This window comes from Candidatus Margulisiibacteriota bacterium (assembly GCA_028715625.1).
GTDB lineage: Bacteria > Margulisbacteria > Riflemargulisbacteria > GWF2-35-9 > GWF2-35-9 > JAQURL01.
On record JAQURL010000001.1, the window covers coordinates 1 to 25,295 of the forward strand.

26 protein-coding genes and 1 tRNA gene are annotated in these 25,295 nt (G+C 38.7%); 9 read left to right on the top strand and 18 right to left on the bottom strand.

Annotated features, from left to right (window positions below; all coding sequences use genetic code 11):
• Together PHV30_00005 and PHV30_00010 are read left to right on the top strand one after the other, a co-directional pair.
• A partial coding sequence (locus tag PHV30_00005; protein ID MDD5455396.1) for a YkgJ family cysteine cluster protein occupies window positions 1-447 on the top strand: 447 nt, incomplete at its 5' end.
• Window positions 448-501: 54 nt separating this feature from the next.
• Entirely contained in the window at window positions 502-1,152 is a 651-nt protein-coding gene (locus PHV30_00010; protein MDD5455397.1) for a cyclic nucleotide-binding domain-containing protein, read from the top strand.
• Here PHV30_00010 and PHV30_00015 read toward each other — a convergent pair.
• The 16 genes from PHV30_00015 to PHV30_00090 form a co-directional block, all read right to left on the bottom strand.
• The gene (locus PHV30_00015; protein MDD5455398.1) at window positions 1,136-1,696 is read right to left on the bottom strand and encodes a YaeQ family protein; all 561 of its coding nucleotides are present in this window, start codon (window positions 1,694-1,696) and stop codon (window positions 1,136-1,138) included. The genes PHV30_00010 and PHV30_00015 overlap by 17 nt on opposite strands.
• Window positions 1,697-1,876: 180 nt before the next feature.
• Window positions 1,877-1,951: transfer RNA gene (locus PHV30_00020), tRNA-Glu, on the bottom strand.
• Between the two features lie 84 nt (window positions 1,952-2,035).
• Complete coding sequence (locus PHV30_00025) at window positions 2,036-2,350, bottom strand: hypothetical protein (GenBank protein ID MDD5455399.1); 315 nt, start codon at window positions 2,348-2,350, stop codon at window positions 2,036-2,038.
• 33 nt (window positions 2,351-2,383) lie between these two features.
• Entirely contained in the window at window positions 2,384-2,938 is a 555-nt protein-coding gene (locus PHV30_00030) for a septal ring lytic transglycosylase RlpA family protein (protein MDD5455400.1), read from the bottom strand.
• Window positions 2,939-2,965: 27 nt separating this feature from the next.
• A complete protein-coding gene (locus PHV30_00035) occupies window positions 2,966-4,084 on the bottom strand; it encodes an iron-containing alcohol dehydrogenase (protein MDD5455401.1) in 1,119 nt (372 codons plus the stop codon).
• Window positions 4,081-4,563, bottom strand: a complete 483-nt coding sequence (locus PHV30_00040; GenBank protein ID MDD5455402.1) for a cupin domain-containing protein — start codon at window positions 4,561-4,563, stop codon at window positions 4,081-4,083. The genes PHV30_00035 and PHV30_00040 overlap by 4 nt, the downstream gene beginning before the upstream one ends.
• Before the next feature lie 95 nt (window positions 4,564-4,658).
• Window positions 4,659-5,465, bottom strand: a complete 807-nt coding sequence (locus PHV30_00045) for a dihydrodipicolinate reductase C-terminal domain-containing protein (protein MDD5455403.1) — start codon at window positions 5,463-5,465, stop codon at window positions 4,659-4,661.
• Between the two features lie 447 nt (window positions 5,466-5,912).
• On the bottom strand, window positions 5,913-6,689 hold the full coding sequence (locus PHV30_00050) for an MBL fold metallo-hydrolase (GenBank protein MDD5455404.1): 777 nt from the start codon (window positions 6,687-6,689) through the stop codon (window positions 5,913-5,915).
• Window positions 6,690-6,755: 66 nt separating this feature from the next.
• Window positions 6,756-7,679 (bottom strand): dihydroorotate dehydrogenase, encoded by a 924-nt coding sequence (locus PHV30_00055; GenBank protein MDD5455405.1) that lies wholly within the window; start codon window positions 7,677-7,679, stop codon window positions 6,756-6,758.
• A 106-nt stretch (window positions 7,680-7,785) separates the two neighbouring features.
• A complete protein-coding gene (locus PHV30_00060; GenBank protein MDD5455406.1) occupies window positions 7,786-8,532 on the bottom strand; it encodes a dihydroorotate dehydrogenase electron transfer subunit in 747 nt (248 codons plus the stop codon).
• Window positions 8,514-9,479, bottom strand: coding sequence for a hypothetical protein (locus PHV30_00065; GenBank protein MDD5455407.1), 966 nt, complete (start codon window positions 9,477-9,479; stop codon window positions 8,514-8,516). Before PHV30_00065 ends, PHV30_00060 begins: the two co-directional genes overlap by 19 nt.
• A gap of 73 nt (window positions 9,480-9,552) precedes the next feature.
• Window positions 9,553-11,892 (bottom strand): endopeptidase La, encoded by a 2,340-nt coding sequence (gene lon / locus PHV30_00070; GenBank protein ID MDD5455408.1) that lies wholly within the window; start codon window positions 11,890-11,892, stop codon window positions 9,553-9,555.
• Window positions 11,882-13,120, bottom strand: a complete 1,239-nt coding sequence (gene clpX, locus PHV30_00075; protein ID MDD5455409.1) for an ATP-dependent Clp protease ATP-binding subunit ClpX — start codon at window positions 13,118-13,120, stop codon at window positions 11,882-11,884. The genes lon and clpX overlap by 11 nt, the downstream gene beginning before the upstream one ends.
• A gap of 9 nt (window positions 13,121-13,129) precedes the next feature.
• Window positions 13,130-13,726: an ATP-dependent Clp endopeptidase proteolytic subunit ClpP gene (gene clpP, locus PHV30_00080; protein MDD5455410.1), complete on the bottom strand. Its 597-nt coding sequence runs from the start codon at window positions 13,724-13,726 to the stop codon at window positions 13,130-13,132.
• A 15-nt stretch (window positions 13,727-13,741) separates the two neighbouring features.
• Entirely contained in the window at window positions 13,742-15,043 is a 1,302-nt protein-coding gene (gene tig / locus PHV30_00085; GenBank protein MDD5455411.1) for a trigger factor, read from the bottom strand.
• A 141-nt stretch (window positions 15,044-15,184) separates the two neighbouring features.
• Complete coding sequence (locus tag PHV30_00090) at window positions 15,185-17,296, bottom strand: glutamine synthetase III (GenBank protein MDD5455412.1); 2,112 nt, start codon at window positions 17,294-17,296, stop codon at window positions 15,185-15,187.
• A 310-nt stretch (window positions 17,297-17,606) separates the two neighbouring features.
• On the opposite strand from PHV30_00090, the gene PHV30_00095 reads away from it, so the two are divergent.
• From PHV30_00095 to gatB, 7 genes are all read left to right on the top strand, one after another.
• Window positions 17,607-18,323 carry a hypothetical protein gene (locus PHV30_00095; GenBank protein MDD5455413.1) on the top strand — a complete coding sequence of 239 codons (717 nt, stop codon included), beginning with the start codon at window positions 17,607-17,609 and terminating at the stop codon, window positions 18,321-18,323.
• Between the two features lie 4 nt (window positions 18,324-18,327).
• Window positions 18,328-19,071 (top strand): TPM domain-containing protein, encoded by a 744-nt coding sequence (locus PHV30_00100; GenBank protein MDD5455414.1) that lies wholly within the window; start codon window positions 18,328-18,330, stop codon window positions 19,069-19,071.
• A 72-nt stretch (window positions 19,072-19,143) separates the two neighbouring features.
• A complete protein-coding gene (locus tag PHV30_00105; protein ID MDD5455415.1) occupies window positions 19,144-19,719 on the top strand; it encodes a LemA family protein in 576 nt (191 codons plus the stop codon).
• A gap of 40 nt (window positions 19,720-19,759) precedes the next feature.
• On the top strand, window positions 19,760-19,957 hold the full coding sequence (locus PHV30_00110; protein ID MDD5455416.1) for a DUF6485 family protein: 198 nt from the start codon (window positions 19,760-19,762) through the stop codon (window positions 19,955-19,957).
• A gap of 176 nt (window positions 19,958-20,133) precedes the next feature.
• Window positions 20,134-20,421 (top strand): Asp-tRNA(Asn)/Glu-tRNA(Gln) amidotransferase subunit GatC, encoded by a 288-nt coding sequence (gene gatC, locus PHV30_00115; protein ID MDD5455417.1) that lies wholly within the window; start codon window positions 20,134-20,136, stop codon window positions 20,419-20,421.
• 2 nt (window positions 20,422-20,423) lie between these two features.
• Window positions 20,424-21,872, top strand: coding sequence for an Asp-tRNA(Asn)/Glu-tRNA(Gln) amidotransferase subunit GatA (gene gatA, locus PHV30_00120; protein MDD5455418.1), 1,449 nt, complete (start codon window positions 20,424-20,426; stop codon window positions 21,870-21,872).
• Window positions 21,869-23,317, top strand: coding sequence for an Asp-tRNA(Asn)/Glu-tRNA(Gln) amidotransferase subunit GatB (gene gatB / locus PHV30_00125; GenBank protein ID MDD5455419.1), 1,449 nt, complete (start codon window positions 21,869-21,871; stop codon window positions 23,315-23,317). The genes gatA and gatB overlap by 4 nt, the downstream gene beginning before the upstream one ends.
• A gap of 162 nt (window positions 23,318-23,479) precedes the next feature.
• Here the strand turns inward: gatB and PHV30_00130 are convergent, their stop codons facing one another.
• Both PHV30_00130 and PHV30_00135 read right to left on the bottom strand, forming a co-directional pair.
• The gene (locus PHV30_00130; GenBank protein ID MDD5455420.1) at window positions 23,480-24,208 is read right to left on the bottom strand and encodes a type III pantothenate kinase; all 729 of its coding nucleotides are present in this window, start codon (window positions 24,206-24,208) and stop codon (window positions 23,480-23,482) included.
• Window positions 24,184-25,281 carry an ATP-binding protein gene (locus PHV30_00135; GenBank protein MDD5455421.1) on the bottom strand — a complete coding sequence of 366 codons (1,098 nt, stop codon included), beginning with the start codon at window positions 25,279-25,281 and terminating at the stop codon, window positions 24,184-24,186. Before PHV30_00135 ends, PHV30_00130 begins: the two co-directional genes overlap by 25 nt.
• Between the last annotated feature and the right edge of the window lie 14 nt (window positions 25,282-25,295).

Genomic DNA, 25,295 nt, shown 5'->3' on the forward strand with positions numbered 1-25,295 from the left:
CTAAACTCCAAAAAAGAATTTGTCCTGCGCAAAATTACAATTGCCACTTTGAAGCGCAAAGGTTCATGCACAGGCTGCGGTGGAATTTCCGAGAGAACATGCTGTACCAACATGCGTTTGGCACAAGAAGAAAAACCCGTATCTAATGAAGAGGATTATCAGCTGTTTATAAATCTGGACAAGCGCAATGAAAACTGGACCCAAAAAACAGTCGACGAAAAAGGTGAGTGGATTTTTACCTGCAAATATTTGGGAAAAAATTCTCGCTGTTCCAATTATAAAGATCGCCCTGATGTGTGTCGTCGCTTTCCCGAATCCGTGCTTGACCTGGAAAAATTTCCGCATTGTTCATACCGGTTTGGTCCACGTTCAGGTGTTGTTATTCAATCTGAAATAGTACTGCAAGCGGTTCAGCAACTTTCAACAACAATTCCAGCACAAAAGTAAAAATTTAAAAGCAATTTCTTAACCATAAGTTTTTCTTGTGGTATATTTATTCTGATGACACCAGAATTAATCCTAAATGTCGGTTACTTTTTAAATTTCCTGGCTTTAGTAGTTAAAGACATACTCATCCTGCGTTTTATGATCATGACCTCGCAAGTACTTATGATTTACTATGCGCAGCACGCTCATAATAGCGTAGCAATTTTTTGGTATTCAGTCTTTATACTGATAAATATTATCTGGATTATTTTAATCGTTTTAGAAAGAATGCCTATTCAGCTGCATGGTGAACTATTGCACTTATATCAGGATTTCTTTTCCATATTAACCCCACAGGAATTCTTGAAATTTTGGAATTCCGGCGAAAAAATAATTTTTGGAAAAGGTTCCCTAATAATTAAAGAAAATGACACCAAAGACCAGATTATGCTTATAACTTCAGGAGAAGCTTCTGTCTGTAAGGACAAGAAAATAATAAACAATTTATCTCGCGGTAATTTTATTGGGGAAATGAGCTACTTAACACATGGGAAAGCAACTGCCGATGTGTTGGCCGACAGCCCTCTGACAGTAGCCGTCTGGTCCCGCAAACAGCTGGATGATTTGGCCGCATCAAAACCTGATTTATGGAACAAGATTCAATCTGTTATAGGTAAGGACCTTATAAAAAAAGTAATAGATACATCGGCTAAAGTTGGCGCTTGAATCCGTTCGGCTGTTGTAAAAAAACAGGTTCAATACTCAGGTTAATACTTTCACAGCTTAATAATATCTGACCATCATCAATACTGCACGTAAGCTTCATATTGCGTTCAGCCATGGCAGCCATTACTTGAGTGTCTTTATATGCTAACTGAATGACTGTTAAATTCTCCTTCGTGGGAAAATTTTTATGATTATGCCTCCACCACAGGTCTGTATGTGGGCCGTAAAGTACAAGAACAACCTGTTTAGCTTGGCCACAGGCTCTTAAAACAGCCCTTTCGTCAGGTTGTCCGACATCGATCCATAGCTCTACAGCGCCTGTCAAATCTTTAAGCCAAAGGTCCGGCTCTTCGTTTGCACCAATGCCTTTCCCAAATATCAGTCTTTCATTAGCGTAAAGAGCAAAGGCTAACAAGCGAACCATCAAGCGTTCATCGGTTTCAGAAGGATGTTTGGCCAGTGTAAGATTGTGTTGCTCATAATAATTTCTGCTCATGTCAGTTATAATAAGTTCAGCTTTATAGATAGTAGCTTTGAGCGCCATGAAGTAATAATAACATCTTGCTCAGTATTATTATAATCAAAATTTCTTTGGTAATTTGTTGAATGTATGTCTTCATCTATAGCTACGTCACGACAGTATGTAAAACCAATAACACTGCAAACTCAAAATAACTAAACGACACAGAGCCCCATTGGAAAACAATTAGTTATAAGTATAAATTGGTAGCCCCAACGGGAATCGAACCCGTATTACCAACGTGAGAGGCTGGTGTCCTAACCGTTAGACGATGGGGCCTTATCGGTTATGTTTCCGGTTCCGAAGTATTATAGCAGGAAGCTAATTTTGTAACAATTCCAAGAAAGTATCAGCAGATAAGGTTTACTTGTTGAACCTGCCTGTAACGTAACCCAGACCACTGCCAAGAATTATTGTCATAATACTAATTGGGATTAAACTTGAAGGTTCCTTTGCGCCAATTAGTACCGCACATGGCATAAGGATCAGAAAAGATACCAGCAAACCTTTTAGCACAGAGTTAATTTTAATATCAGTTACGGTTATTAAATACCCAGAAATTATCCATAAAGACAAAGCGGAAATATTAGCGTCCCAGCTTAATCTCTGCACAAGCATAGGTAGAACATCCAGAATTCCTGCTAGCAGTCCGAATAATAAACCTTTAACTATCCGCATAAATAAATTTTAACATATGGTCGATAATTATATCTATTCGGTTATAACTATTTTGGAAATATCCAGGTCCTTACACTTCACTATTTCCAGCTTAACTTTAAAAAGGCCGGCCGGCATTCCGATAACCTTTGCAGCTGCCTTGGAAAGGTCGATAATCCTCCCCTTCACAAAAGGCCCACGATCATTGATACGCACAAACACCACTTTCCCGAACGCTTTGCCTTTTTGCAGATTGGTAACTTTAACAATACTGCCGAACGGTAATTTTTTATGAGCCGCAGTTAATTGGTGCATGTCATAAAGTTCACCGTTTGTAGTCTCTTTATATTGGAATTCCTTACCGTAAGAGGAGGCTATTCCTGTCTGTGGCCCGTATTTTTCATCCCAATACAGGTTGCAGCTTGTTATAATTTCCACATTATCAGATGAATTTAATATTTTATAATTCAGAGAATATTTACCCTGCTTTATATCGCAGGAAATATTAAATATATCTTTAATTATATAGGAATGTTCTTTGCCACTCTCTGCCTTGGCCGCAAGAGCAAAACAAGAAAAGACTAAAAGTAAAAAACCGAATCTTAGCATTTTATCCCCAGAAACTAACGAGGACCATTATACCTCAAAAAGCTGCTTTAACAACCATTCCACATCTTCCCGGGTTATGTCCTTGGGATTAGCCCTGGTAGAGCCGGAATTTATTGTGTAATTGATGATTTGTTCTTTTTTAATTATTTCTTTCCCTTTAAAAAATTCAGGTATTTTAAAAAGTTGTTTTAAAACTTCTATTTTTTTTATCAGATCATCGCCTGCTATCCTGGAAAGGTCTTGATACTTTTTTTCTACAAACTTTTGATTTATTTTTAAAGCAGGGATCAGGCATAAAGCACAAACCAGCCCGTGAGCAGCTTGATAATAACTTCCCAGCGGATGAGCCATCCCATGCACCACACCAAGCCGGGAGTTGGTAAAAGCCAAGCCCGACAAATAGCTGCCCAGAAGCATATTCGAAAAGATTTCCGGGTTAGCAGTCTTCCCTTTTGTTACAACTTCATAGGCAGCTTCAATATTAGAAATCAGCAGGGTAAATGATTTCAAGGCCATAGTTTCTGTATACCAGTTAGCGTTCCTGGAAAAATATGATTCTATTGATTGTGTAATCGCGTCCAAGCCTGAATACGCCAATACAGTTGGACTAATTCCCGCTAATAGTTCAGGATCAAGGATAATCTTGTCCGCGATAAAAGATTCGTCAGCCAGGGAAAGCTTTTCTGAGGTCCTTTCGTTGATGATTACCGCGTTAATAGTGGCTTCAGCGCCGGAACCTGCTGTGGTAGGCACTGCGATAAAAGGAATACCCGTTCTTTCCAATATACCGCCGTTCTGATAATATTCCGGGTCCTGATTGGCATGATACAAGCCCGCCGCGGCTTTAGCCAGGTCCATTACAGCCCCGCCTCCTATTCCGGCTATCCAGCGTGCTTTCTTTTTTTTACTGAATTCTATGAGCTCACGAATGTCCCGTAAACGCGGCTCAAAGCCTTCATAAAGATTAAAATGCACTTGGGATTTGAGGATTTTTTTTAAATCTACACATTGCTTTTTTTTCATGAAGGAACGACCATGCACCACTACGCCGGTACCCATTAACTTGATAAAAACAGGCAGTTCCATAATTTTACCAGGGCCAAAATAGGTTGCTGAAGACGAAACCAGACGCTTGCCGATAATCATTCTACGGATTTATTATAGGGCATAACTATAGCGATAAACTCTATATCTTCCTTGCCTGTATTTTCTATGGAATGGCTTCCGCCGCTTACAGTAAGCAAAGCGTCTCCTGCTGAAAATTGTGACTTTTTTGTACCGTCATCACAAATGCCCTGGCCTTTAAGAATAATAAAAACCTCGTCTTCATTATCATGACGATGCAGACCGATACTTCCACCCACGGGAACTGTGATTTTCGCGCATAGCCGGCAATTTGCCTGTATTTCTTTCTGGGTAAAATAGTGTTCGAAAATAATAGCTCCTTTTCCTCCCCGCATATTTTCCCTTTTTTCAATGATCAGTTCATTTTTTTTCTTTAGCATAACCTTATTCTCCTTACTTTTATCCTCTATAAAAGCCAGAAATTCTTTGTTATTTTCATGTTGCGTTCTAATTTGATGTATTTGCGAATCAATGATCAGTTTTTTAAATTCTTTTTCCATATTAATATCCTAACCGTACCATACACTGGAATCAAGTTAATCTCAATTTCTGATTGCCATCTAAAAGCAACATATTAACTATCCCCCGGCAACTTTTACCACATTTTCCACCAGGGTTTTTTATGGCTCTTTTCAAAATCTTTTTCAGTATCATTCACATGGAAGTATGGATAGAGCAAATCTTCCATTGTAAATAATCCTGTTTGCTGATCTGGCAAGTTCTTTACGGCAAATAATATACCATTACCAAATGCTTCTCTGGAAATTGCCTCATGTTTCAACCGAACTGTTTGATAAGGGAAACCAAATAATATTTCATGTGTCCCAATAATTCCTCCGGCACGAATTGTCTTGATTGATTGCTCGTGTACATCAAGTTGTTTGGCTATCACTTTAGCGGTTCCGGATACTTCCGGTTTAGTCTTGAAGTGCTCTTCGATTATTTCAATGTCAGTATTCGGAGATATATTTTTCAATATCTTCGCTGCAATTATTAAAAAATTTACACCCAGTGTTATATTGGGTGAATGTATAACCCTGGTTTGTTTTGACAGTTTTTTTAAGTATGCCAATTTGTCATCAGGGTATTTTGAAATGGCACTAATGATACTGACTTTTCTTTTTTTTGCTTCTTCTCCATAATATTCAATACCTGTTTCAGATGAAAAATCAATAATTGCGTCTACAGGGTGTTTGTTTAACAATTCATTACAGGTAATGGTTGCGCTTGAATATATTAAACCTGGTTCATCAGATTCTTCTCCAAGAAACTCAGGAATAGAACGATGCTCCAGCTTATTTGAGCGCCTAATAACCCACTCCAAACAAGTATCTTTGCTTCTCAAAAGAATTGTTGCTACCGCTTTCCCTGTTTTACCAAAACCCATAAGTCCAACTTTCATATAGCGGGCTCCTTTCTTTTCAATTTACTATCATCTTGGCTTTAAAAGTAGCATTTTTAAACACGTATGTAAAGTTTAAAGACCAGTAGCATTTACAATCTGATTGACTATTTCCAGGCTTTTTTTTATAATTTAAATTAATTTATTAAAGGGTCCAGAGATTAATTTCGCTGGAGGATTTAGATGGCCGGGCCACCATCTGACTATGTCAGATGGTGGCTTTTTTATTTTAAAAATAAGGGAGGAATAAAATGACAGAACCGATTAAAGAAAATAAAGTTTTTACTCTCTTCAATTTTATTTTATTTATAATTGTTGTTATCGGTTGTTTGTTGATCTTTATTTTTTTAGGGAATAAATAACAGCTTCTAGCTGTTTATTTAATCGCCGAAAGGATGTACAGGACTCCCTCCTTTCCATCCTTTCGGCCTTATTAACTCCAGCTATCTAAACCTCAATTTCCAATTCCATCCCATCATAAGCCATTCTGATCTTGTCAGGCAACTCACCGGCTACTTTTTCATAATCCATCTGATGGGTCGTATGTATTAAAAATGTCTGATGCGGCTTGATTTTCTTTACAACTTCCAGCATTTCTTCAATATTTAAATGTGTTTCATGGGCTTTGTATCTTAAGGTATTAATTATCAAATATTTAATCTTACTGGCTTTTTCAATTGTCGACTCAGGTAGCGACTTAGCATCTGTTATATATACAACATTACCGAACTTATAGCCCAGAATCGGTAGTATCCCATGGAAAACTTCCAACGGTTCAAAAATAACATTCTTTATCATAAATCTTTCGTTATTATAAATCTCCAAAAGATCAATATTGGGAATACCCCCTCCTATCTGGGTCAACGGTTCAAACATATAATGATAGGTTCGCCGAAAATTCTCAGCCTCAGACTGTCTTATATAAACCTTGATTTTTTCATTATAGTTACAAAAAGACCTCAGGTCATCTACACCGGATATGTGATCATGATGTGTGTGGGTAACAAAAACCGCATCCAAATGCTTTATCCCGAATTTCAATGCTTGTTGTCTAAAATCCGAAGAACAATCAAACAGAACACTGATATCTTTATTGTGAAGCCAGGCAGATGTGCGCAGTCTGTTATTTTTGGGATCAGTGCTTCTGCAAACCTCACAATCACAACCTATTTCCGGAACACCACCGGAAGTACCTGTACCCAGAAAAGTCAAAGTAGCCTTCATTAACTCACCCCTTGCCCCTCTCTTATGAAGATAGGGGGATAAATCCTTATGAACTGCCCTTCTTTTTCAAGAGAAGGGGCCGGGGGATGAGTTCAGTCGCATCTCCCACAGTTTCATCTTCTTCTCTTTTAAATACTTCTCCAGTTCCATTACCAGATCCTGGGATATCGTCGGTTTAACAAAATTCATCATACCTATGGATACTGCGTCAGCTCCAACAATTAAAAACTTCAACACATCCTCCAAACAGCTTATCCCGCCCATGCCGATAATCGGAACGTCAAATTTCTGTGCTACATCATACACTGCTTTCAAGGCAATTGGCCTGATAGCCGGACCGGAAAGACCGGCGGAACCACGCTTGAAAAATAATGCCTTCTTTTCTACATCCACTTCCAAAGCAGGAACTGTATTTATCAAAGACAATATATCCGCTCCGGCGTTAACACAGGTTTCAGCCAGTTTCAAAATGTCCGGTACGCTGGCGGACAATTTAACAATCAATGGTTTCAGGTAAACATTCCTTATTTTTTCAACAAGCACCCTGACATCGGCCAAATTAAAGCAAAAAGCCAGTCCTCCGTTATCCACATTCGGACAGGAAATATTCACTTCCAGTGCGTTTACCCGTGATTGATTATTAAGCTGCCTGGCGCATTCCACGTTTTCCTCAATTGTATGACCGGCAATATTGGCAATCACTTTTACTTTTTTATATTTTTTTAATTTAGGCAGAGTAACGTTTATTAATGACTCCAGCCCTTTATTTTCCAAGCCGATGGAGTTCATCATGCCTGATGGGGTTTCAGCTATACGCGGCGGTAAATTTCCTGCTTTTGGCTTCAAAGTAATGCTTTTTAAAGTAATCGCGCCTAATTTGTCGATATTTAAAAAATCTTCAAATTCTTCACCATAACCGAACGTCCCCGAGGCAGTAATAATCGGGTTCTGCAGTTCCAGCTTACCCAACTTAACTTTCAAATTTGTCATATTTTTCTTTCACCTGAATTCAACATTAATCTTTAAACTTTCAACCTTACCTTTTCAGAGCAGCCATGCTTTGCGGGGCGACCGAGCCCTGAGCTCCGAGCTTCCCTTACCACAACTCTTCTCCCTTAAAAACCGGTCCGTCTGTACATACTTTTTTAAAGCCCTGTTTACTTTCTATGGCGCAACCTACACAGGCCCCAAAACCGCAGGCCATCCTTGCTTCCAGTGATGCTTCCACAAATACATTATACAACCTGGCCACCTCGGCAATCCTTTTCATCATTGGGATAGGGCCACAGGTCAGTATAGCGTTCACGCTATATTTTTTTATATAATCCTCTGTTTCCTCGCAAACAAAATGACCTTTGTTTTCATCGATATGCGTTTTTACTTTTGTCTGCCCCCAGGAAATTGCTTCCTTTTTTGTTCTTACTCCATGCAAAATTATCAGCTTATTTTTTTTCTTTAGTGTTTTGGCAGCCAGCATCAGTGGAGCGATCCCTATACCTCCGCCTACCAGCAGAATTGTTTTCTTCCCGAAATTACTGAATGTGTTACCCAGCGGACCAACCATTTCCAGCTTGTCTCCTTTTTTAAGATCTGTCATTTGTCCGGTCACGGCGCCTTTAACTTTATAAAGTATGCTTAGGTGGCCCGGGCCTGTGTCGTATACGGAAAAAGGCCTTTTTAACAGATGGTCGGTAAATTGTGTGCCGATAGAAATATTAATAAATTGACCCGGATTGATTTTTTTGGCAATGTGCGAAGAGCCAATTTTTATTAAATAAGTTTCCTCAGCAACCTTGGTATTGCTGATAACTGCGCTATGTTCAATTAGCTTTCCTGTTGGCATGTTAACATTTTGTTAGTCAAAGATATTACCGCGTTTAAAAATTGTTCGCTCAGGTGTGAAGTAAAAACGTGTTTCAGGGCCAGAAAACATTTGGAATTAATAAATAACAGACGGACTGGCCCCCGACCGAATTCCTCAAAAAATAAATCTTTTATTTCTCTGATTTCCAGAAATTGCTGTTTTTTTACTTTTTCGATAACTGTTCGCGGATATGATTTTATCATGTCTATATGCAAATGTTTTACCGGGATAAAAAACCCCTTATTTAAAACAAACATTATGCTTTTGGTTGATTTAAACAAATTAGAAAAATAAATAAGAATTTCTTCACTTACAGCTTCAATATCATTACATTGGGTTAACTTGTAAGTATAGTCCATAAAAGATTGATATTTGGTTAATTCCTGTCTGGTTTCATTATCTACATAGAGGTTATGGTAGCTTTTTGACCAATCATAAACAATCTTTAAAAAGTTGACCAGATCATCAGGTTTGGCATTAATAAATTGGCCTTTGCAGAGCATGAAAGCAATCATTTCATTGTTGTCATTAAAAACAGGGAAAAAGTAATTTATACCTAATTTTTCCCAAATCTGCTTTTCATCTTTAATTACACTATTAAAAGACTTGGGTAAAAAAACCGCATCACGGTAATATTCATTCACGACTTCAATATCCGCCATTAAATGATGTCCTTGCAGAAAATCAACGATCATACTATCAACAGAAAAACTTAAATTTTCCACTTCGTTATTTAAATATCCTTTATAGGTGGCGACGATGAAAGCGTTGTCCTTCCTTACAAACAGCAAATATTTGGAAATACTGAATTTTTTTAGGTAGGTATTTAAAAAAACGTCCTGATGATAAAGAATTTTCTTTTTATTCTCATAAAAGGAAGCGATTTCTCTGGTTTTTTTTCTGTCTGTTAAAAGTTTAAAGACCATTATTTTAATTTTATTGTTTTATGTTAGTCTTTACAAGTATTATTTGCGAGTCCCAAATAAATTCAGGCACAAGTTACAACCATGTTTGCAACTTTTTCGCGCCCTCGTATCCTTTCAGTTCCTGCCTCAAGAGTTCATCAATATGACTGATACCGATAACCGCGATGGGGGTACGAAAATATTTTCTAACCTCTTCTACCTCGTCCAGATTATCTTTGGGCACATAAACTTTCTTCAAATTTTGTCTTTCCGCAGCCAGCAGCTTTTCCTTCAAACCCCCTACAGGTAATATTTTACCGTGCAGAGAGATTTCTCCGGTCATGGCCACCTGGTTACTTATCGCGGTTTTCGTACAAGCCGAAGCCAGGGCCATAGCGATAGCCGCTCCGGCCGAAGGCCCGTCTTTAGTTATCGCATTCTCGGGGATGTGAATATGCAAATCAACATTTTCATAAAAATCTTTCTTTAGTCCCAAATCTTTGGAGATCAGCCGAATATAACTCATGGCGGTCTGTGAGGATTCCTGCATCACATCTCCCATTTTCCCGGTTAATTTAAGATTACCCTTGCCCGGAAAAACACTGACTTCTATGGGCATCACCGATCCGCCATGTTCTGTATAGGCCAGCCCCAATGCTACTCCGATTTCAGCTTCATTCGGGATCAAGCTGTATTTATATTTGGGGTGACCCAATAATTCCTGCAAATGTTCAGGTTTAATTTCATAATTATTTCGCTCTTGTAAAACCTTGATTACAATTTTTCTGGTAATTGCGGAAAGGCATCTTTCCAGTTCTCTGAGCCCGGCTTCTTTTGTGTAATAAGTAATTATGTATTCCAGCGCTTCCTCGGAAATATTTAGTTGATCGCCGGTTAGGCCATGTTGTTTCAAAACCTTGGGCCACAAATAATCTCGCCCGATTACCAGCTTCTCATTCAGACTGTATCCGGAAAGATAAATAAGTTCCATGCGGTCCAGAAGCGGCGTAGGAATATCATAAATATTATTGGCCGTAGCAATGAATAAACAATCGCTCAGGTCAAATGAAACTTCCAGATAATAGTCATAAAAATTTTTATTCTGCTCCTTATCCAGCACCTCCAACAAAACCGCTGTGGGATTGCTCTGGAAATTACGCGTCATTTTATCTATTTCATCCAGCAGGACCACAGGATTTTTTGACTGGGCGTTGCGTATTGCCTGTATAATCCTGCCCGGCATAGCGCCTACATATGTGCGCCTGTGCCCTCTTAACTCGGCTTCATCGTTCATTCCTCCGCAGGAAATTTTGATAAATTTTCTACCCATAACCTCGGAAATAGATTTCACGATACTGGTTTTACCTACTCCGCTCGGGCCAACCAGACAGAGGATGGAACCCTGAATATCCTGGGTCAGCTGATAAACAGCCAGAAATTCCTTAATACGTTCCTTAACTTTATCCAGCCCGTAATGCTTGGCGTCCAACAGCGTAGCAACCTCGGAAATAGCGAAATCTTTCTGATGAGTCTGTTGCCAGGGTATCTCAATTAACCATTCCAAATAAGTTTTAACAATTCCGGCTTCCGAAGATATATTGGAAATCTTGCTGAGCTTTCTTAATTCCCGTTGAGCTTTTTCTTTTATCTCCGCAGGCATTTCCGCGGCTTCTATCCGCTTTTGATATTCTACCAGTTCATCATAGTCAGAAGACTCACCCAATTCCTCCTGAATAGCTTTAATTTTTTCTTTTAAATAATATTCTTTTTGCGTCTTGCCGATATTTTCCTTGATAGTCGAGTGCAGTTTGTCTTCCACTTTCAGAATATCTATCTCTTTGATTAACAGGTCAAAAACTACGGTCAATCTTTCCTTAAGACCAGCAATAGACAAAATATTCTGTTTGTCATTTACTGAAAACATTAAAAAGTGCGAAAGAGCATAGATAAACGACAAAACATCATTCTTTTGTACTATTTCTTTAATGATATCCGAGGGCAGATTTTTATTAAGCGACAGATAGTTTTCCAACTGTTTATATACCCGTTGAATAAAATCAGTTATTTCAGCTTGTGAGGCGAAATCCTGAACGTCTTCCAGCACTTTGACATAACCTTCCAGATATGGTTGTTGTTCTTCGTCCCGCTCATAAAGCACACTTACGCGTTTTTCTCCGTTTACCAGTATTTTATATGTATTTGGGTCAACTTTGGTTGTGCTGACAATTTCCGCCAACACACCAATTTCATGGATTTCGTTTGTTTTAGGATCATCACTGTTAGTTTTCTGCAAACAGAACACTACTTTGCTCTGCTCAGCTTGCGCAAACTCCAGCGCCTTGATTGATTTTTCCCTGCCGATAAAAATAGGGATAATAATTCCCGGGAAAACTACAATATTTTTTAGAGGAATTATCGGATATTTAAGCTGCATCTTTAACGATCTGCTTGGCCAGTGGGAATTTTCCCAGGATCGTCTGCGTGCTAATAATTATATCTTTCTTCTTTTTTAATTGTGATGGTATCTCATACATAAAGTCCAGCATCAGCATTTCGGTAATCGAACGCAGTGCGCGAGCACCCATTTTCTTTTGTATAGCCAGTTTGGCAATAAGTTTCAGAGCTCCTTTTGTAAATTTCAGATTCACCTCATCAATTTCCATTAATTTCTGATATTGTTTGACCAGAGCATTCTTGGGCTCTGTCATAATCTGCACAAGCTGGTCCTCCGTAAGCTCCTTCAATTGAGTAACAATAGGCAACCTACCGACAAGTTCCGGAATAATTCCATATTTAATCAGGTCTTCAGATTCTATGCGGTCTTCAACTTCCACAAGATTTTTTTCCTCACTGATAAAGCCGATTAATTTTTTATTGTGCCGTTTGTCTACAATTTCTTCCAGTCCGTCAAAAGCTCCTCCACAAATAAACAGAATATTGGAGGTATCTACCTGTACAAACTCATCATGCGGATGTTTTCGGCCGGGATGAGTCGGCACATTTACTACCGTACCTTCCAAAATTTTCAACAAAGCCTGCTGCACACCTTCGCCCGAAACATCACGTGTAATCGAACGATTTTCACTTTTGCGTGATATCTTGTCTATCTCATCTATATAGACAATACCTTTTTCTGCTTTGGCCACGTCATCCCCGGCGATCTGCAACAACCTGAAAATCACGCTCTCCACATCTTCCCCAACATAACCTGCCTCTGTCAACGTTGTTGCGTCAGCAATAGTAAAAGGTACGTTCAGAAGCCTGGCCAATGTCTGAGCCAGCAATGTTTTACCGCTGCCTGTCGGTCCAACCAGCAAAATGTTGGATTTTTGTATCTCGATACTTTCAACAATTCCTTTACTTTTTTCATTGATAAGCCGCTTAAAGTGGTTATATACGGCAACAGAAATAACTTTCTTGGCTTTTTCCTGACCGATTATGTATTGATCCAGAAAAGACTTTATTTCCTTGGGCTTAACCAGATTTAAATTAAAATCGCTTCCGGCATGAGAATTCTGAACAATTTTATGACCTGTTTCCAGACATTTGTCACAGATATAAACTTTGTCCTTAAAGGTGTCGTATTCACTTTTAAAAATATACGGAACTTCTTTTTCTTCAACTCCGCAAAAAGAACATTTAATTTTTCCCTTGTCTGACATATGTTCTGATTATTTTTTAACTTCCTTCAACACCAGCACTTCATCAATGAGGCCATATTCCTTGGCTTCCTCAGCAGACAAGAAAAAGTCTCTGTCCGTATCCTTCTGAATTGTTTCCAGAGGTTTTCCGGTAGAATCCACCAGAATATCATTTAAATATTTTTTCATACGTAATATTTCCTTGGTCTGAATTTCAATATCGGTTGCCTGGCCCTGAGCTCCACCCAGCGGTTGATGGATCATTATTCTGGAACTTGGCAACGCGAAACGTTTCCCTTTAGTCCCTGATGCCAGAAGAACTGCACCCATACTGGCAGCCTGTCCGAAGCAAATAGTGGAAACCGGAGTTTTAATATAGCGCATAGTATCATAAATTGCCAAGCCGGCAGTGACCACACCACCAGGGCTGTTGATGTACATATAAATATCTTTTTCCGGGTTCTCTGCCTGCAGAAAAAGCAGCTGCGAAACCACAAGATTTGCGGTGTGATCGTCTATCTCGCCGCCCAGAAAGATAATTCTTTCCTTGAGCAAACGTGAATAAATATCATATGAACGTTCTCCTCTACCGGTTTGTTCGATTACCATAGGTACTAACATAATCAGTTCCTCCTTAAAAAATTATTTTCTTTTAACTTTAGCATTATTAATCAAATAATCAATAACTTTTCTATGTAATATAGTTTCGCGAATATTTTCTCTGAGTTGCTCCAGTTGTTTCCTGAGCTGCTCCTTCTTCTGCTCATCTTTTTCAGATTTAACATTTTCTTCTATTTCTTCTCTAATCTCTTCTTCAGTAGCGTCTACATTTTCTTCTTTAGCTATGAATTCCAAACCAAGCAAATATTTTACGTTTTTTTGCGCTTCGTCACGATAATCTTTTCTCAAGTCATCAAGGGATTTCTTGGTTATCTGCAAATAAGTTGATAAAGGCATGTTGTACTGACGCAAACCAAGTTCCATACGCCTAAGCATATAATCGGTTTCTTTTTTGATCATAACTTCAGGAATTTCACCCTCAACATTTTCGATGATCCAGTTGCCTACATCTTCTTTAAGCTTATTATCAGCCGCGACCTCTTTTCCTGCTCTAAGCTTCTCTTCGGTAGCTTTTCTGAAGTCATCAACTGTCATTTTGTCAGTTTTGCCGGCAACAAAATCATCAGTTAGCTCCGGCACTTTTTTAACTTTGATCTTTTCCAATTTCACCTTGAAATTGACAGCTTTACCGGCAATTTTCTCATCTACTTTGTCGTCCTGACCAAAGGATATTACAAACTCTTTGGAATCCCCGATCTGCATTCCCGTCAAGTTATCATCATATTCCTTAGAAATACTTCCGGTCCCTACTTTATATATATCGCTTTGCTTGGTCCATTTGTCATAAATTTCATCATCCACTTTAGCTTCTACATCCAGAGTTACAATATCATTGTCTTTGGCTGTACCTTCATGTACATCTTCATAAGTAGCGTATCCTTCCAGAAAACTTTTAATTTCATTTTCCACATCTTCTTTGTTAACTTTTACTGCTTCTTTCTCCAGTTTCAGGCCTTTATACTTGCTGAGTTTAATATCCGGCTTTACTTCCACTGCTATAGATACTTTTATCGGCTTGCTCTGTTCCAGTTGAATTACTTTTATATCAGACGGAAAATCAATAACATCAATTTTATGTTCGGCTATAATTTTAGGATAAATCTCATTGAGCATATCCATAAAAGCTTCATTGGCCAATCTTTCATAGCCATAATGTGTAATAAAAGTACCCTTCGGTGCTTTCCCTGGACGAAATCCGGGAATTTTTACCTTCTGCACCAGCTCTTTATATTTTTTGTCCACAAAGGGTTCCAGTTCTATATAATTTTCTTCTACGTCAAATGAAACCAGATTTCCCTGACGCTTCAAGTTCTCAACTTTCATTCACTTCTCCTCTTTTCTATATTGAAATGATCGGAATTAATTTCCTCTATAAGTTTAACATATCCTGGTTGGTTCTACAAAGCAGGAAAGGGACAAAATTTTGTCCCTTCCTTTAGTCCTGTATCAATAGAAAATTTTTACCTAGCTCAAAAACAACATTTCGGCATAGGTAGGAATTGGCCAATAGCCACTGCCTACTTTTGCTTCCATCTGGTCTGCAATCACACGAAGATTGTTCATGGCCGGGATAACTTTATCTTTATATTTCATTGCCTTTTTGTCAGCATGATCCAGAGCTTGTGCTTCTGTTATTGCTTTCTGCAACACATCGATTTTATCAAGTAATGTTTCCAGGTCATTGTTTAAATCCTTAACTTTTTCAGCCAGCTTTTTGTTTTTAAGCCCTGATTCTTCCAGATTTGCCACTAAAGTGCATTGTGCATTCAGGTATTCACTTACAGAAGGAACAATCTGTCTCGTAGCCATGTTAACCATGGTCAAAGCTTCAATATTCACTTGTTTCCAATATCCTTCCAGATAAACTTCATATCTGGATTCCAGCTCTTTTTTGCTTAAAACTTTAAACTTTTCAAATATTTTCATATTTTCAGGTTTAATATAAGCTTTGAGCGCTTCAGGAGTAGTTTTAACGTTTGGCAATCCTCTTTTTTCCGCTGTTTTCAACCATTCCTCAGCATAATTGTTGCCGTTAAAAATAATCCTTTTATGCTTCTTTATTAAACGAACCAGTATATCCTGAATTACTTTTTCCAGTTTTTTCTTGTCAGCTTTTTCCAGCTCACTAGCAATTTCATCCAGTGTTGTAGCCACTATTGTATTTAATACAACATTAGAACCGGATATTGAAGCTGAGGATCCTACCATACGGAACTCAAATTTGTTTCCGGTAAAAGCAAAAGGAGAAGTCCTGTTACGATCTGTGTTATCCATTGGTAATACCGGCAAAGTTTTTACATTAATATTCAATGTCTCATTTACTTTTGCTGCCTTGAAAACTCCTTTTTCAATACCTTCCAGGATTTCTGTAAGTTGATCTCCCAGAAATGCGGAGATGATTGCCGGTGGTGCTTCATTAGCGCCAAGGCGATGATCGTTGGCAGCGCTGGCCGTTGATGTTCTGAGCAAATCAGCATAGCGGTCAACTGCCGCAAGTGTTGCCATTAAAAATACCAAAAATTGTAAATTAGCGTGTGGTGTTTTCCCGGGCTCTAACAGGTTCTGTCCATCATTGGAAGCCAGAGACCAGTTGTTATGTTTCCCGGAGCCATTAATCCCGGCAAATGGTTTTTCATGTAACAGACAAACCAGATCATGCCTGATTGCGACATTCTTCAACACATCCATAACCAGCTGATTGTGGTCAGTTGCGATATTGGTAGATTCAAAAACGACTGCGATTTCATATTGCGCAGGTGCTACTTCATTGTGTTTGGTTTTGGCGGAAACGCCCAGTTTCCAGAGTTCTTCATCCACTTCATGCATATAAGCAGCAATTCTTTCACGAATACTGCCGAAATATTGATCTTCCAACTCCTGTCCTTTTGGTGACGGTGCGCCGAACAAAGTTCTACCGCAGGTTATCAGGTCAAGTCTTTCTTCATAAAAATTTCTGTCGATTAAAAAATATTCCTGCTCCGGCCCTACTGTAGATGTAACTCTTGTGGCTTTATTGTTACCGAATATCTTTAATACCCTTATAGCCTGGTCAGAAATTGCGTTCATGGACCTGAGAAGCGGAGTCTTCTTGTCCAGTGCTTCACCTGTATAGGAATAAAAAGCAGTGGGAATTGTTAAGGTTGTTCCTTCGCTATCATCCTTTAAAAATGCCGGAGATGTACAATCCCAGGCTGTATAACCTCTGGCTTCAAATGTAGCTCGTATGCCGCCGGATGGAAAGGAAGAAGCGTCCGGTTCACCTTTTACAAGCTCTTTACCACTAAATTCATATATCGCTTTGCCCCACCCCAGCGGTTTCAGAAAAGAATCATGCTTTTCTGCGGTAAGCCCTGTTAATGGCTGGAACCAATGGGTATAATGAGTGGCTCCTTTTTCCATTGCCCAGTCTTTCATGGCATTTGCTACAATGTCAGCTATGGAAGGGTCTATTTCTTTACCTTCCTCAATAGTTTCTCTTAGTTTCTGATATACATTTTTTGGCAATCTGTCCTGCATTACCGCATCATTAAAAACATTTGTTCCGTAAAGATTTAAAGGATTATTAATATGGCTCATTGTGACCTCCTTGGTTATAATTGATTAATTAGTATAAAAAAATCATTTGCTATTGTCAACCTATTTTTTTCAATATATCGCAAATATAAACATTTTTTACCAGCTATTTTTAGCGTTTTTGCAATTTCTTCAAGATAATTACTTGAAAAAAAGCAAAAATTTAAAAAATTTGCTTGATAATTATTTAATTTTAATAGTTTTTTCTATTAATTTATAAAATGACGAATATTGACTGAGTATAAATTGTGGCTGTTAAAATAAATATATTTTTCTTTTACTGGACCACTAAGTGCTATATAATAAAATACCAATGGGAAAATTGGCGTCTATTACCGATATCCTACAGCTGCTGAATGACCATTTTGCCGAACACCTTGTTTCGGTCATAAAGCATCAAAGTCGGTTGCTGCTGGATAAAAATCAAACGGAATCCTTGCTGATAATTACAACCGACTCCAATAAGTTTCTAAATTTTATAGAGCTGATAAATAATAACAAATCATTGCGGCAATATTTTCTAATCTGTCCTCCTTTACTACTCTCCGAAGCTGAAATTCAGCATTCCTGCGACGTTTTCCCGGTAGAGTTTAATGAAATCTGTGAAGCCGCGGAAACGCTTTATGGCAAACCATTAAATAAGATTATAAATATTCAGAATATAAACCTGCGACTGCAGGTTGAATCTAATCTAAGACGCAATATAATTCTTTTACGCCGCGAATTTTTTGTTCGCGGGCAAAACCTTTTGCCTTTATTATATGAGTCTTTGACTGGATTTGTATTGAACCTCAAGTATATGCTGAGATTAAAAAATGTCCAGATAACCGGTCATGATAAAAAGCAAATCATTAGCAAAGCAGCTGGTTTATTCCCTATTGATGTTCAACCCTTTTTTCTTGTTGTCAGAAAATTTGAAGAGAAAAAACCTTATAAAATTAAAAATAAGGAACTTTTGACTTTATTTGATTCATACTTAAAACAACTTATGATAATAACTAATGAAGTGGATACAATGATTGTATCCTAAGCTTATGCGAAAAAATATCCTGGTTTTGTTTTTTTTACTTTTCTGTTCTCTGGCCAACACTTATTTTGTTTTTGATGAAGCCCGCATTCTGTCTGCTCAGGAACAGAGCGCTGTTGAGTCTGTAATCGGACAATGGACCCAGCAGACAAAGCATCAAATGGCTGTAGTGACAGTCAAAAGCCTGAACGGTCAAAGTGTCGAGGAATACGCCGTAAAAAAGTTTTCCCAGTTAGGTATCGGGCAAAAAGGTAAAAATGACGGTTTGTTGTTTGTAGTGGCACCCAACGACAGAAAAATGCGTATAGAAGTAGGTTATGGCCTTGAAGGGTTTCTTCCGGATGGGCTGGTTGGCGAAATCCGGGACAAGTATATAATCCCTTTCTTTAAAATAAATCAATTCGGCTTGGGCATTCTTAACGGTACCAAAGCGTTAATTATCTACGAGGCTCAGCGGGAAGGCATTGCCTTGCCTGATTTGGATACGAACCAACTGGCCGAGCCAGCAATACAAAACATACAACTATCCAAAGGACAAATGATTGCCGGGATTTTTTTCTTTGCTATATTCCTGCTTGTTTTTATTGCGATAGTGAGAGCTTTGGGCTGGGATGTGGTCTGGCCTTTTTTACTTATGATGCTCTTTAGCTCCGGCGGAGGTCGTTCGAATCGTAATGGAGGCTTCGGTGGAGGCTTCGGTGGCTTCGGTGGAGGCATGAGCGGAGGCGGAGGCGCCAGCGGAGGCTGGTAATAACAAAATGCTTGTCCTTTCAGCCAAGGCTCTATACAATATATTTTGAAATTTATAGATAAGGAGTTTTCTATGAAAAAAAATAATTGGCTTCTGGTTTTGGGAATTATTCTGGCTGTTGTTGTGGTTGGTATTCTTTCCTATATTAATGTCTATAATTCTCTGGTACGCATGGATGAAAGTATCAACACCCAATGGTCACAGGTGGAAAATCAAATGCAACGCAGATATGACCTGATACCCAATCTGATTAGTACTGTAAAAGGCTACGCAACTCATGAAAAAGAAATTTTTGAAAACATAGCCGCATCCAGGGCCAAACTGGCAGGTGCCAAAACTATAAATGATAAAGTTAATGCTTCTAACGGCATGGAAAACGCCATAAGCAGATTGCTGGTTGTGGTTGAACAGTATCCAAATTTAAAAGCCAATGAAAGCTTCACCCGGCTCATGGACGAACTGGCTGGCGCCGAGAACCGTCTGGCAGTTGAACGCATGCGCTACAACGAGCTGGTTAAAGATTTAAATATTAAAATACGCAACTTCCCTGTTTCCCTTTTTGCCAAACAGATGGGATTCGAAAAAAAGGATCTGTTCAAGGTTCAGGAAAAGGCCAAGGAAGTTCCGAAAGTAGAATTTAATAAATAAATTTTTCAAGTCCATTTTCGGATAATATGATTTAACTAATATGAGTTGTGAAAACCAAAATAAAAATACAACCCGCTGCAATTGTACATATCCCGGCTGCAGCCGGCATGGCATTTGCTGTGAATGTCTGGCCTATCATCGGCGCAACAGCGAGCTGCCGGCCTGCTGTTTCTCTGAAAAAGCAGAAGCTACTTTTGACAGGTCCATAGAATTCTTTATCCAACAAAACTCATCTTAGTCATATACCTTAACCATTTTGGTTTAGGTATACTCGACGCAAAATGGAATTGCGGTTAGGCACTGAGTGAGTGCGACGAGACAGTACTGCTAGTACGGCGAGCTGCAGTCGATCGAAAGTAACAACACCGCAAACCATTTTGCTAAGAGTATCTGATATGCTAAAATGTGCTCGTTATGACAGATAAAGCTACTATCAAACATTTAGCCGGGCTTTCCCGACTTCAATTTTCCGAAGAAGAACTGGAACGTTACTCCAGAGACATGGAAAATATTTTTAATTATGCCAATCTTCTAAAAAAAATCGACACTTCCAAGATAAACCCGTCAGCTCATGCCATACCCTTACAAAATGTGTTCAAAGCCGATGAAATAAAACCCTATCAAAATATAGAAAAAATCCTGAAAAACGCCCCGCAGGTAGAAGATCACTCTTTTGTGGTGCCCAGGATTCTTGGTGATTAACCATGTTACAATTAAGCGCAATTGAAATATTTAAAAAAATAAAAAACAAAGAAGTAAGCTCTAGTGAAGTTACAACGGAATTCTTGTCTCAGAGCCGAAATACCAATAAAAAACTGAACTCTTATTTAACCTTTACCGAAGACTTGGCCTTAAAAACAGCGCAAATCGTAGATAAAAAAATTAAGGCCGGGGAACCCTTGCGTCCTTTGGAAGGTGTCCCCATAGCAATTAAGGACAATCTTTGCCTGGAAGGATTTCCCGCAACCTGTTCCTCCAAAATATTGGAAAATTTTGTCCCTTCTTATAACGCAACGGTTATTGAAAAAATTCTGGCCAATAATATGCCCATTATCGGAAAAACCAATATGGATGAATTTGCCATGGGATCTTCCACAGAAACGTCTTATTTCGGTGTTACCAAGAATCCTTGGGATACCGCCTGCGTTCCTGGTGGTTCATCTGGAGGGTCAGCGGTTTCAATAGCCAGCAATCAATCACCGTTAGCCCTTGGCTCAGATACAGGGGGCTCTATTCGCCAACCAGCCAGCCTCTGTGGTATAGTAGGCCTTAAGCCCACTTATGGCAGGGTGTCCAGATATGGTCTGATTGCTTTTGCATCTTCTCTGGACCAAATCGGTACTTTCTCTAAAACAGTGGAAGACACGGCGCACCTGCTCAATATTATCTGCGGTTATGATAAAAAAGATTCCACTTCCCAAAATCTTAATGATGAGGACTTTGCTTTGAGTCTGAATGATTCCCTGAAAGGCATCAAAATAGGTATCCCGGAGGAATTATTTAATGAAAACCTGAATGCCGATATAAAAAATTTCTATAAACCGATAATAGATAAATTATCAGAAGAGGGAGTGATTTTCGAGTTTTTGAAAATACCTTCCTTTGAATACGCTCTGGCCACCTATTATATTATTGCGCCCGCGGAAGCCAGTTCCAATCTGGCCCGCTATGACGGGGTACGGTTCGGTTACAGGGACTCTTCGGCCGGGACCATGACAGAAATGATGGAACTCAGTCGTAGTCAGGGGTTCGGAGCGGAAGTGAAACGTCGAATTCTGATCGGTACTTATGTGTTAAGCAGCGGTTATTATGACGCTTACTACAAAAAAGCGCAGCAAATCCGCACCTTGATAAAGGATGACTTTCATAAAGCTTTTACCAAATATGACCTTATACTTTCACCGACCACACCTACCCCGGCTTTTAAAATCGGCGAAAAAACCGCCAACCCGCTTGATATGTACTTATCGGATATTATGACCATTCCGGTCAATCTGGCAGGCCTTCCGGGGATTTCCATCCCTTGCGGTTTGTATAATAAGTTACCAATGGGACTGCAACTAATCGGCAAAGAATTTGCCGAAAGCAAGCTACTCAACGTGGCGCATCAGTTCGAACAAATTCTGGATTTTAAAAGGAACTTAAAAATATGAAATGGGAAGCGGTAATCGGCCTGGAAATTCATGCTCAGTTACTAACCGAGTCCAAACTGTTTTGTAACTGTTCTACAAAATTCGGCAGTCAGCCTAATTCTCAAGTTTGTCCGGTCTGCACCGGAATGCCAGGAGTCTTACCCGTACTTAATAAAAAAGTTGTTGAATTCGCTATTAAACTTGGTCTGGCCACAAATTGCCAGATTACACCCGTTAACGAGTTTGCCAGAAAAAACTATTTCTATCCGGATTTGCCCAAGGGTTATCAGATTTCTCAGTTTGATAAACCCATATGTATTCAAGGGCATATTGATGTAGAGGTAGACAATAAAAAAACCCGGATCGGCATCACCCGTATCCACATGGAAGAAGACGCTGGCAAGCTTGTGCATCAAGGCAGCGATAATATCAAGGGCGCCACTCATAGTCTGGTAGATTTAAACCGTTCTTCCGTTCCCTTACTGGAAATTGTCAGTGAACCGGATATCCGGTCCGCTGTAGAAGCCCGCCTGTATGCTGAAAAAGTTAAGCAAATCTTGCAGTACTTGGAAATCTGTGACGGTAATATGGAAGAAGGTTCGCTCAGATGCGATGCCAATATTTCTATTCGTCCAGTCGGCCAAACCATACTGGGGACTAAAACCGAAGTAAAAAACCTGAATTCTTTTAAGTCCATTGAAAAAGCCATTAACCTGGAGATTGAACGGCAAATCGAAGTATTGGAAGACGGCGGCAAAATAATTCAGGAAACCAGACATTATAACGAAGCCACCAACAGCACCAAATCATTACGTTCCAAAGAAGAAGCACATGATTACCGCTATTTTCCGGATCCCGACCTTGTCCCTGTTGCCATTGATGACAAGTGGATAGAATCGATTAAAAAAGAGTTACCCGAACTGCCGGAGCAAAGAAAACTAAAATTTATCAATAATTATCAAATAAATGATTATGACGCTTCCATCATGACCGTGGAAAAATATACCGCTGATTTTTTCGAAGCAGTCATTAAATTACTCAACAAACCGAAAGATATAGCGAACTGGATAATGGGAGATATTACCGCCTATCTGAATAACAAACAACTTCTGCTTAAACAAACCCAATTAAAACCTCAAGCACTGGCCAGGATCATCGAGTTAATAAATAACAATACTATCAGCGGAAAAATAGCTAAAGAAATTTTGCCTGCAATAATGGAAACCGGGAAAGATCCCGAAATAATTATTAAAGAAAAAGGTTTAGTTCAGCTTTCCGATGAAACAGAATTAAAAAAAATAATCAACTCGGTTATAAATGAAAACGCGGCCGCCGTCGCCGATATCAAGGCCGGCAAAATGCAAACTTTCGGCTTTCTTGTAGGACAAACCATGAAAAAAACCAGTGGCAAAGCCAATCCTCAGTTGGTGAATAAAATCCTGAATGATATTCTGGGAATTTCCTGATGGTTCTATTGTAACTATTGCAAAATGTCATTTCGACCTGCTCCCTGAGGTTCTCGAAGGGAGAAAAGCGGAGTGGAGAAATCTCCGGTCCAATAAAGACGGCATTTTCAGATTCCTCCACTAAGGTCGGAATGACGAAAATGCCATTTGGTACAGTTTTCCTTATTTGTTATTTGCCAGCAAATTCAAGCCTTCTAACAGTAATGTAGGATTTACTATCTTTATTGTTTCTATTTTTTCCGTAAACTTAAGCGAATTACCCCCGGTTGCAACTACCAGAAGATTTCCGCCAAGCTGATCCTGAACTTTTAAAATCATCTGCTGCAAAGAAATGACAACCATGTGATAGATGCCGGAATTTATAGCAGCTTCCGTCTTTTTTTGCAAAATATCCTGCTGCGGATTTATTTCATTTAGTAAGGGCAGCTGAGCGGTTTTTTTATTTATAGCTGCAAGCATCATATCCAGTCCAGGACAAATAATCCCTCCGACAAACGAGTTATTCTTGCTACAGGTAAAAGTAATGGCTGTTCCGAAATCTATTACACAAAGTGACTTCTCCTTGTATAACTTACCGGCTGCAAACAGATTTATAGCCCTGTCTATGCCTATATTTTCTGTCATTCCTGCTATCTTCAGTTGTTCATGGTTTACAAATTCTGCATTTTTATACTTCTTTTTTAATATCTTGCTTATTTCAGGTACTACAGAAGAAACAATTATTTTTTTTGACGGTTCCAGTTGAAATCTTTTTATACTTCGCGACCTCACACTTTTAATCTTCAAGAGATTATTATTCAGGAAATACCCTGTCTTTAAGCCAGAATTACCGATATCTACGGTACATGTGTCATAATAAGGTTTATTCAGAGAAAGTTTTGCTTGAGCCATTCTTTAAAAAAATAATGAGTAATTTTATACTCCTCATCTTCCTTGTGCACAAAATTTTTCTTAATTAACGCTTGAATGGAAGTCTGGACCGAAGGGACCGAGACCAGTCCGTTCCGATAAATAAATTCACCTTTAAAAATTTGCTGCCCTCCCTGTCTGGCAATGGCGATTATCAAGTTCTTCTGATGGGTCGATAAAGAATCAAAAAAATTATAAAAAATATCATCATAGCCATTAACTATTTCACGAATAGAATTGGAAATATCCAGCAGGCTTATTCTTTTGAAAATTTTGCCCTTATTTATCAATTTACGTAAGATCCTGTTAATAAAGGATATCTCCCCCTCTGTCATACTGATTAATTTATCAATAATATTTGTTGTTGCTTTTATGTTATTGTCTTTCAATATGCTATCAATAGAAAAATAAATAACATTCGCTGGCACTTTTTGCAGTAACATATTCTCATCAATAAGCAGCTTTTCATAATTTTTCCTGGGTATAAGATTATCCAGTTCCTTTGGATGAGAGCTGATAAAAATATAAAACACACCCGGTTTCAAGTTTTTCAAGATAACTTCAGTTAAATTGACAGATTTTAACTCATTCACTGCATGATATTCATCAAGAATAATTACCATCTTTTCTTTTGTGTCCTGCTGGATTTTATAAGGGACATCAATCACTTCGGTTAAATATTGCTGAATATCTTTATTAGTAATGTTGTAATCTATCCTGATATCCACACCATGAATAGGGTTCATGTTGATCTTTGGACGAATATTGGGCAGATATTTATTGCTGTCTTCAAAAATATTTTTTAGCTTAAAAGACATGGTCTTTAATATCTGTTTGCTGTAGAGCTCGAGAAACGCCTGTTCAGAAAAACCGTTTTGACAATTAAAGTATACAGGATTATATTTTTTGGTAATTAGTTCTTCAATAAGATGCGTGGCTAATGCTGTCTTCCCTCTGTAGTATGGTCCAGTTAAAATTAAATTGTGTCCTCTATCAAGAATTCTTAGAATAACTTCGGTTTCAGGTTGTCTGCCAATAATAGGATATATACTCATAGTTTATTTGTGCA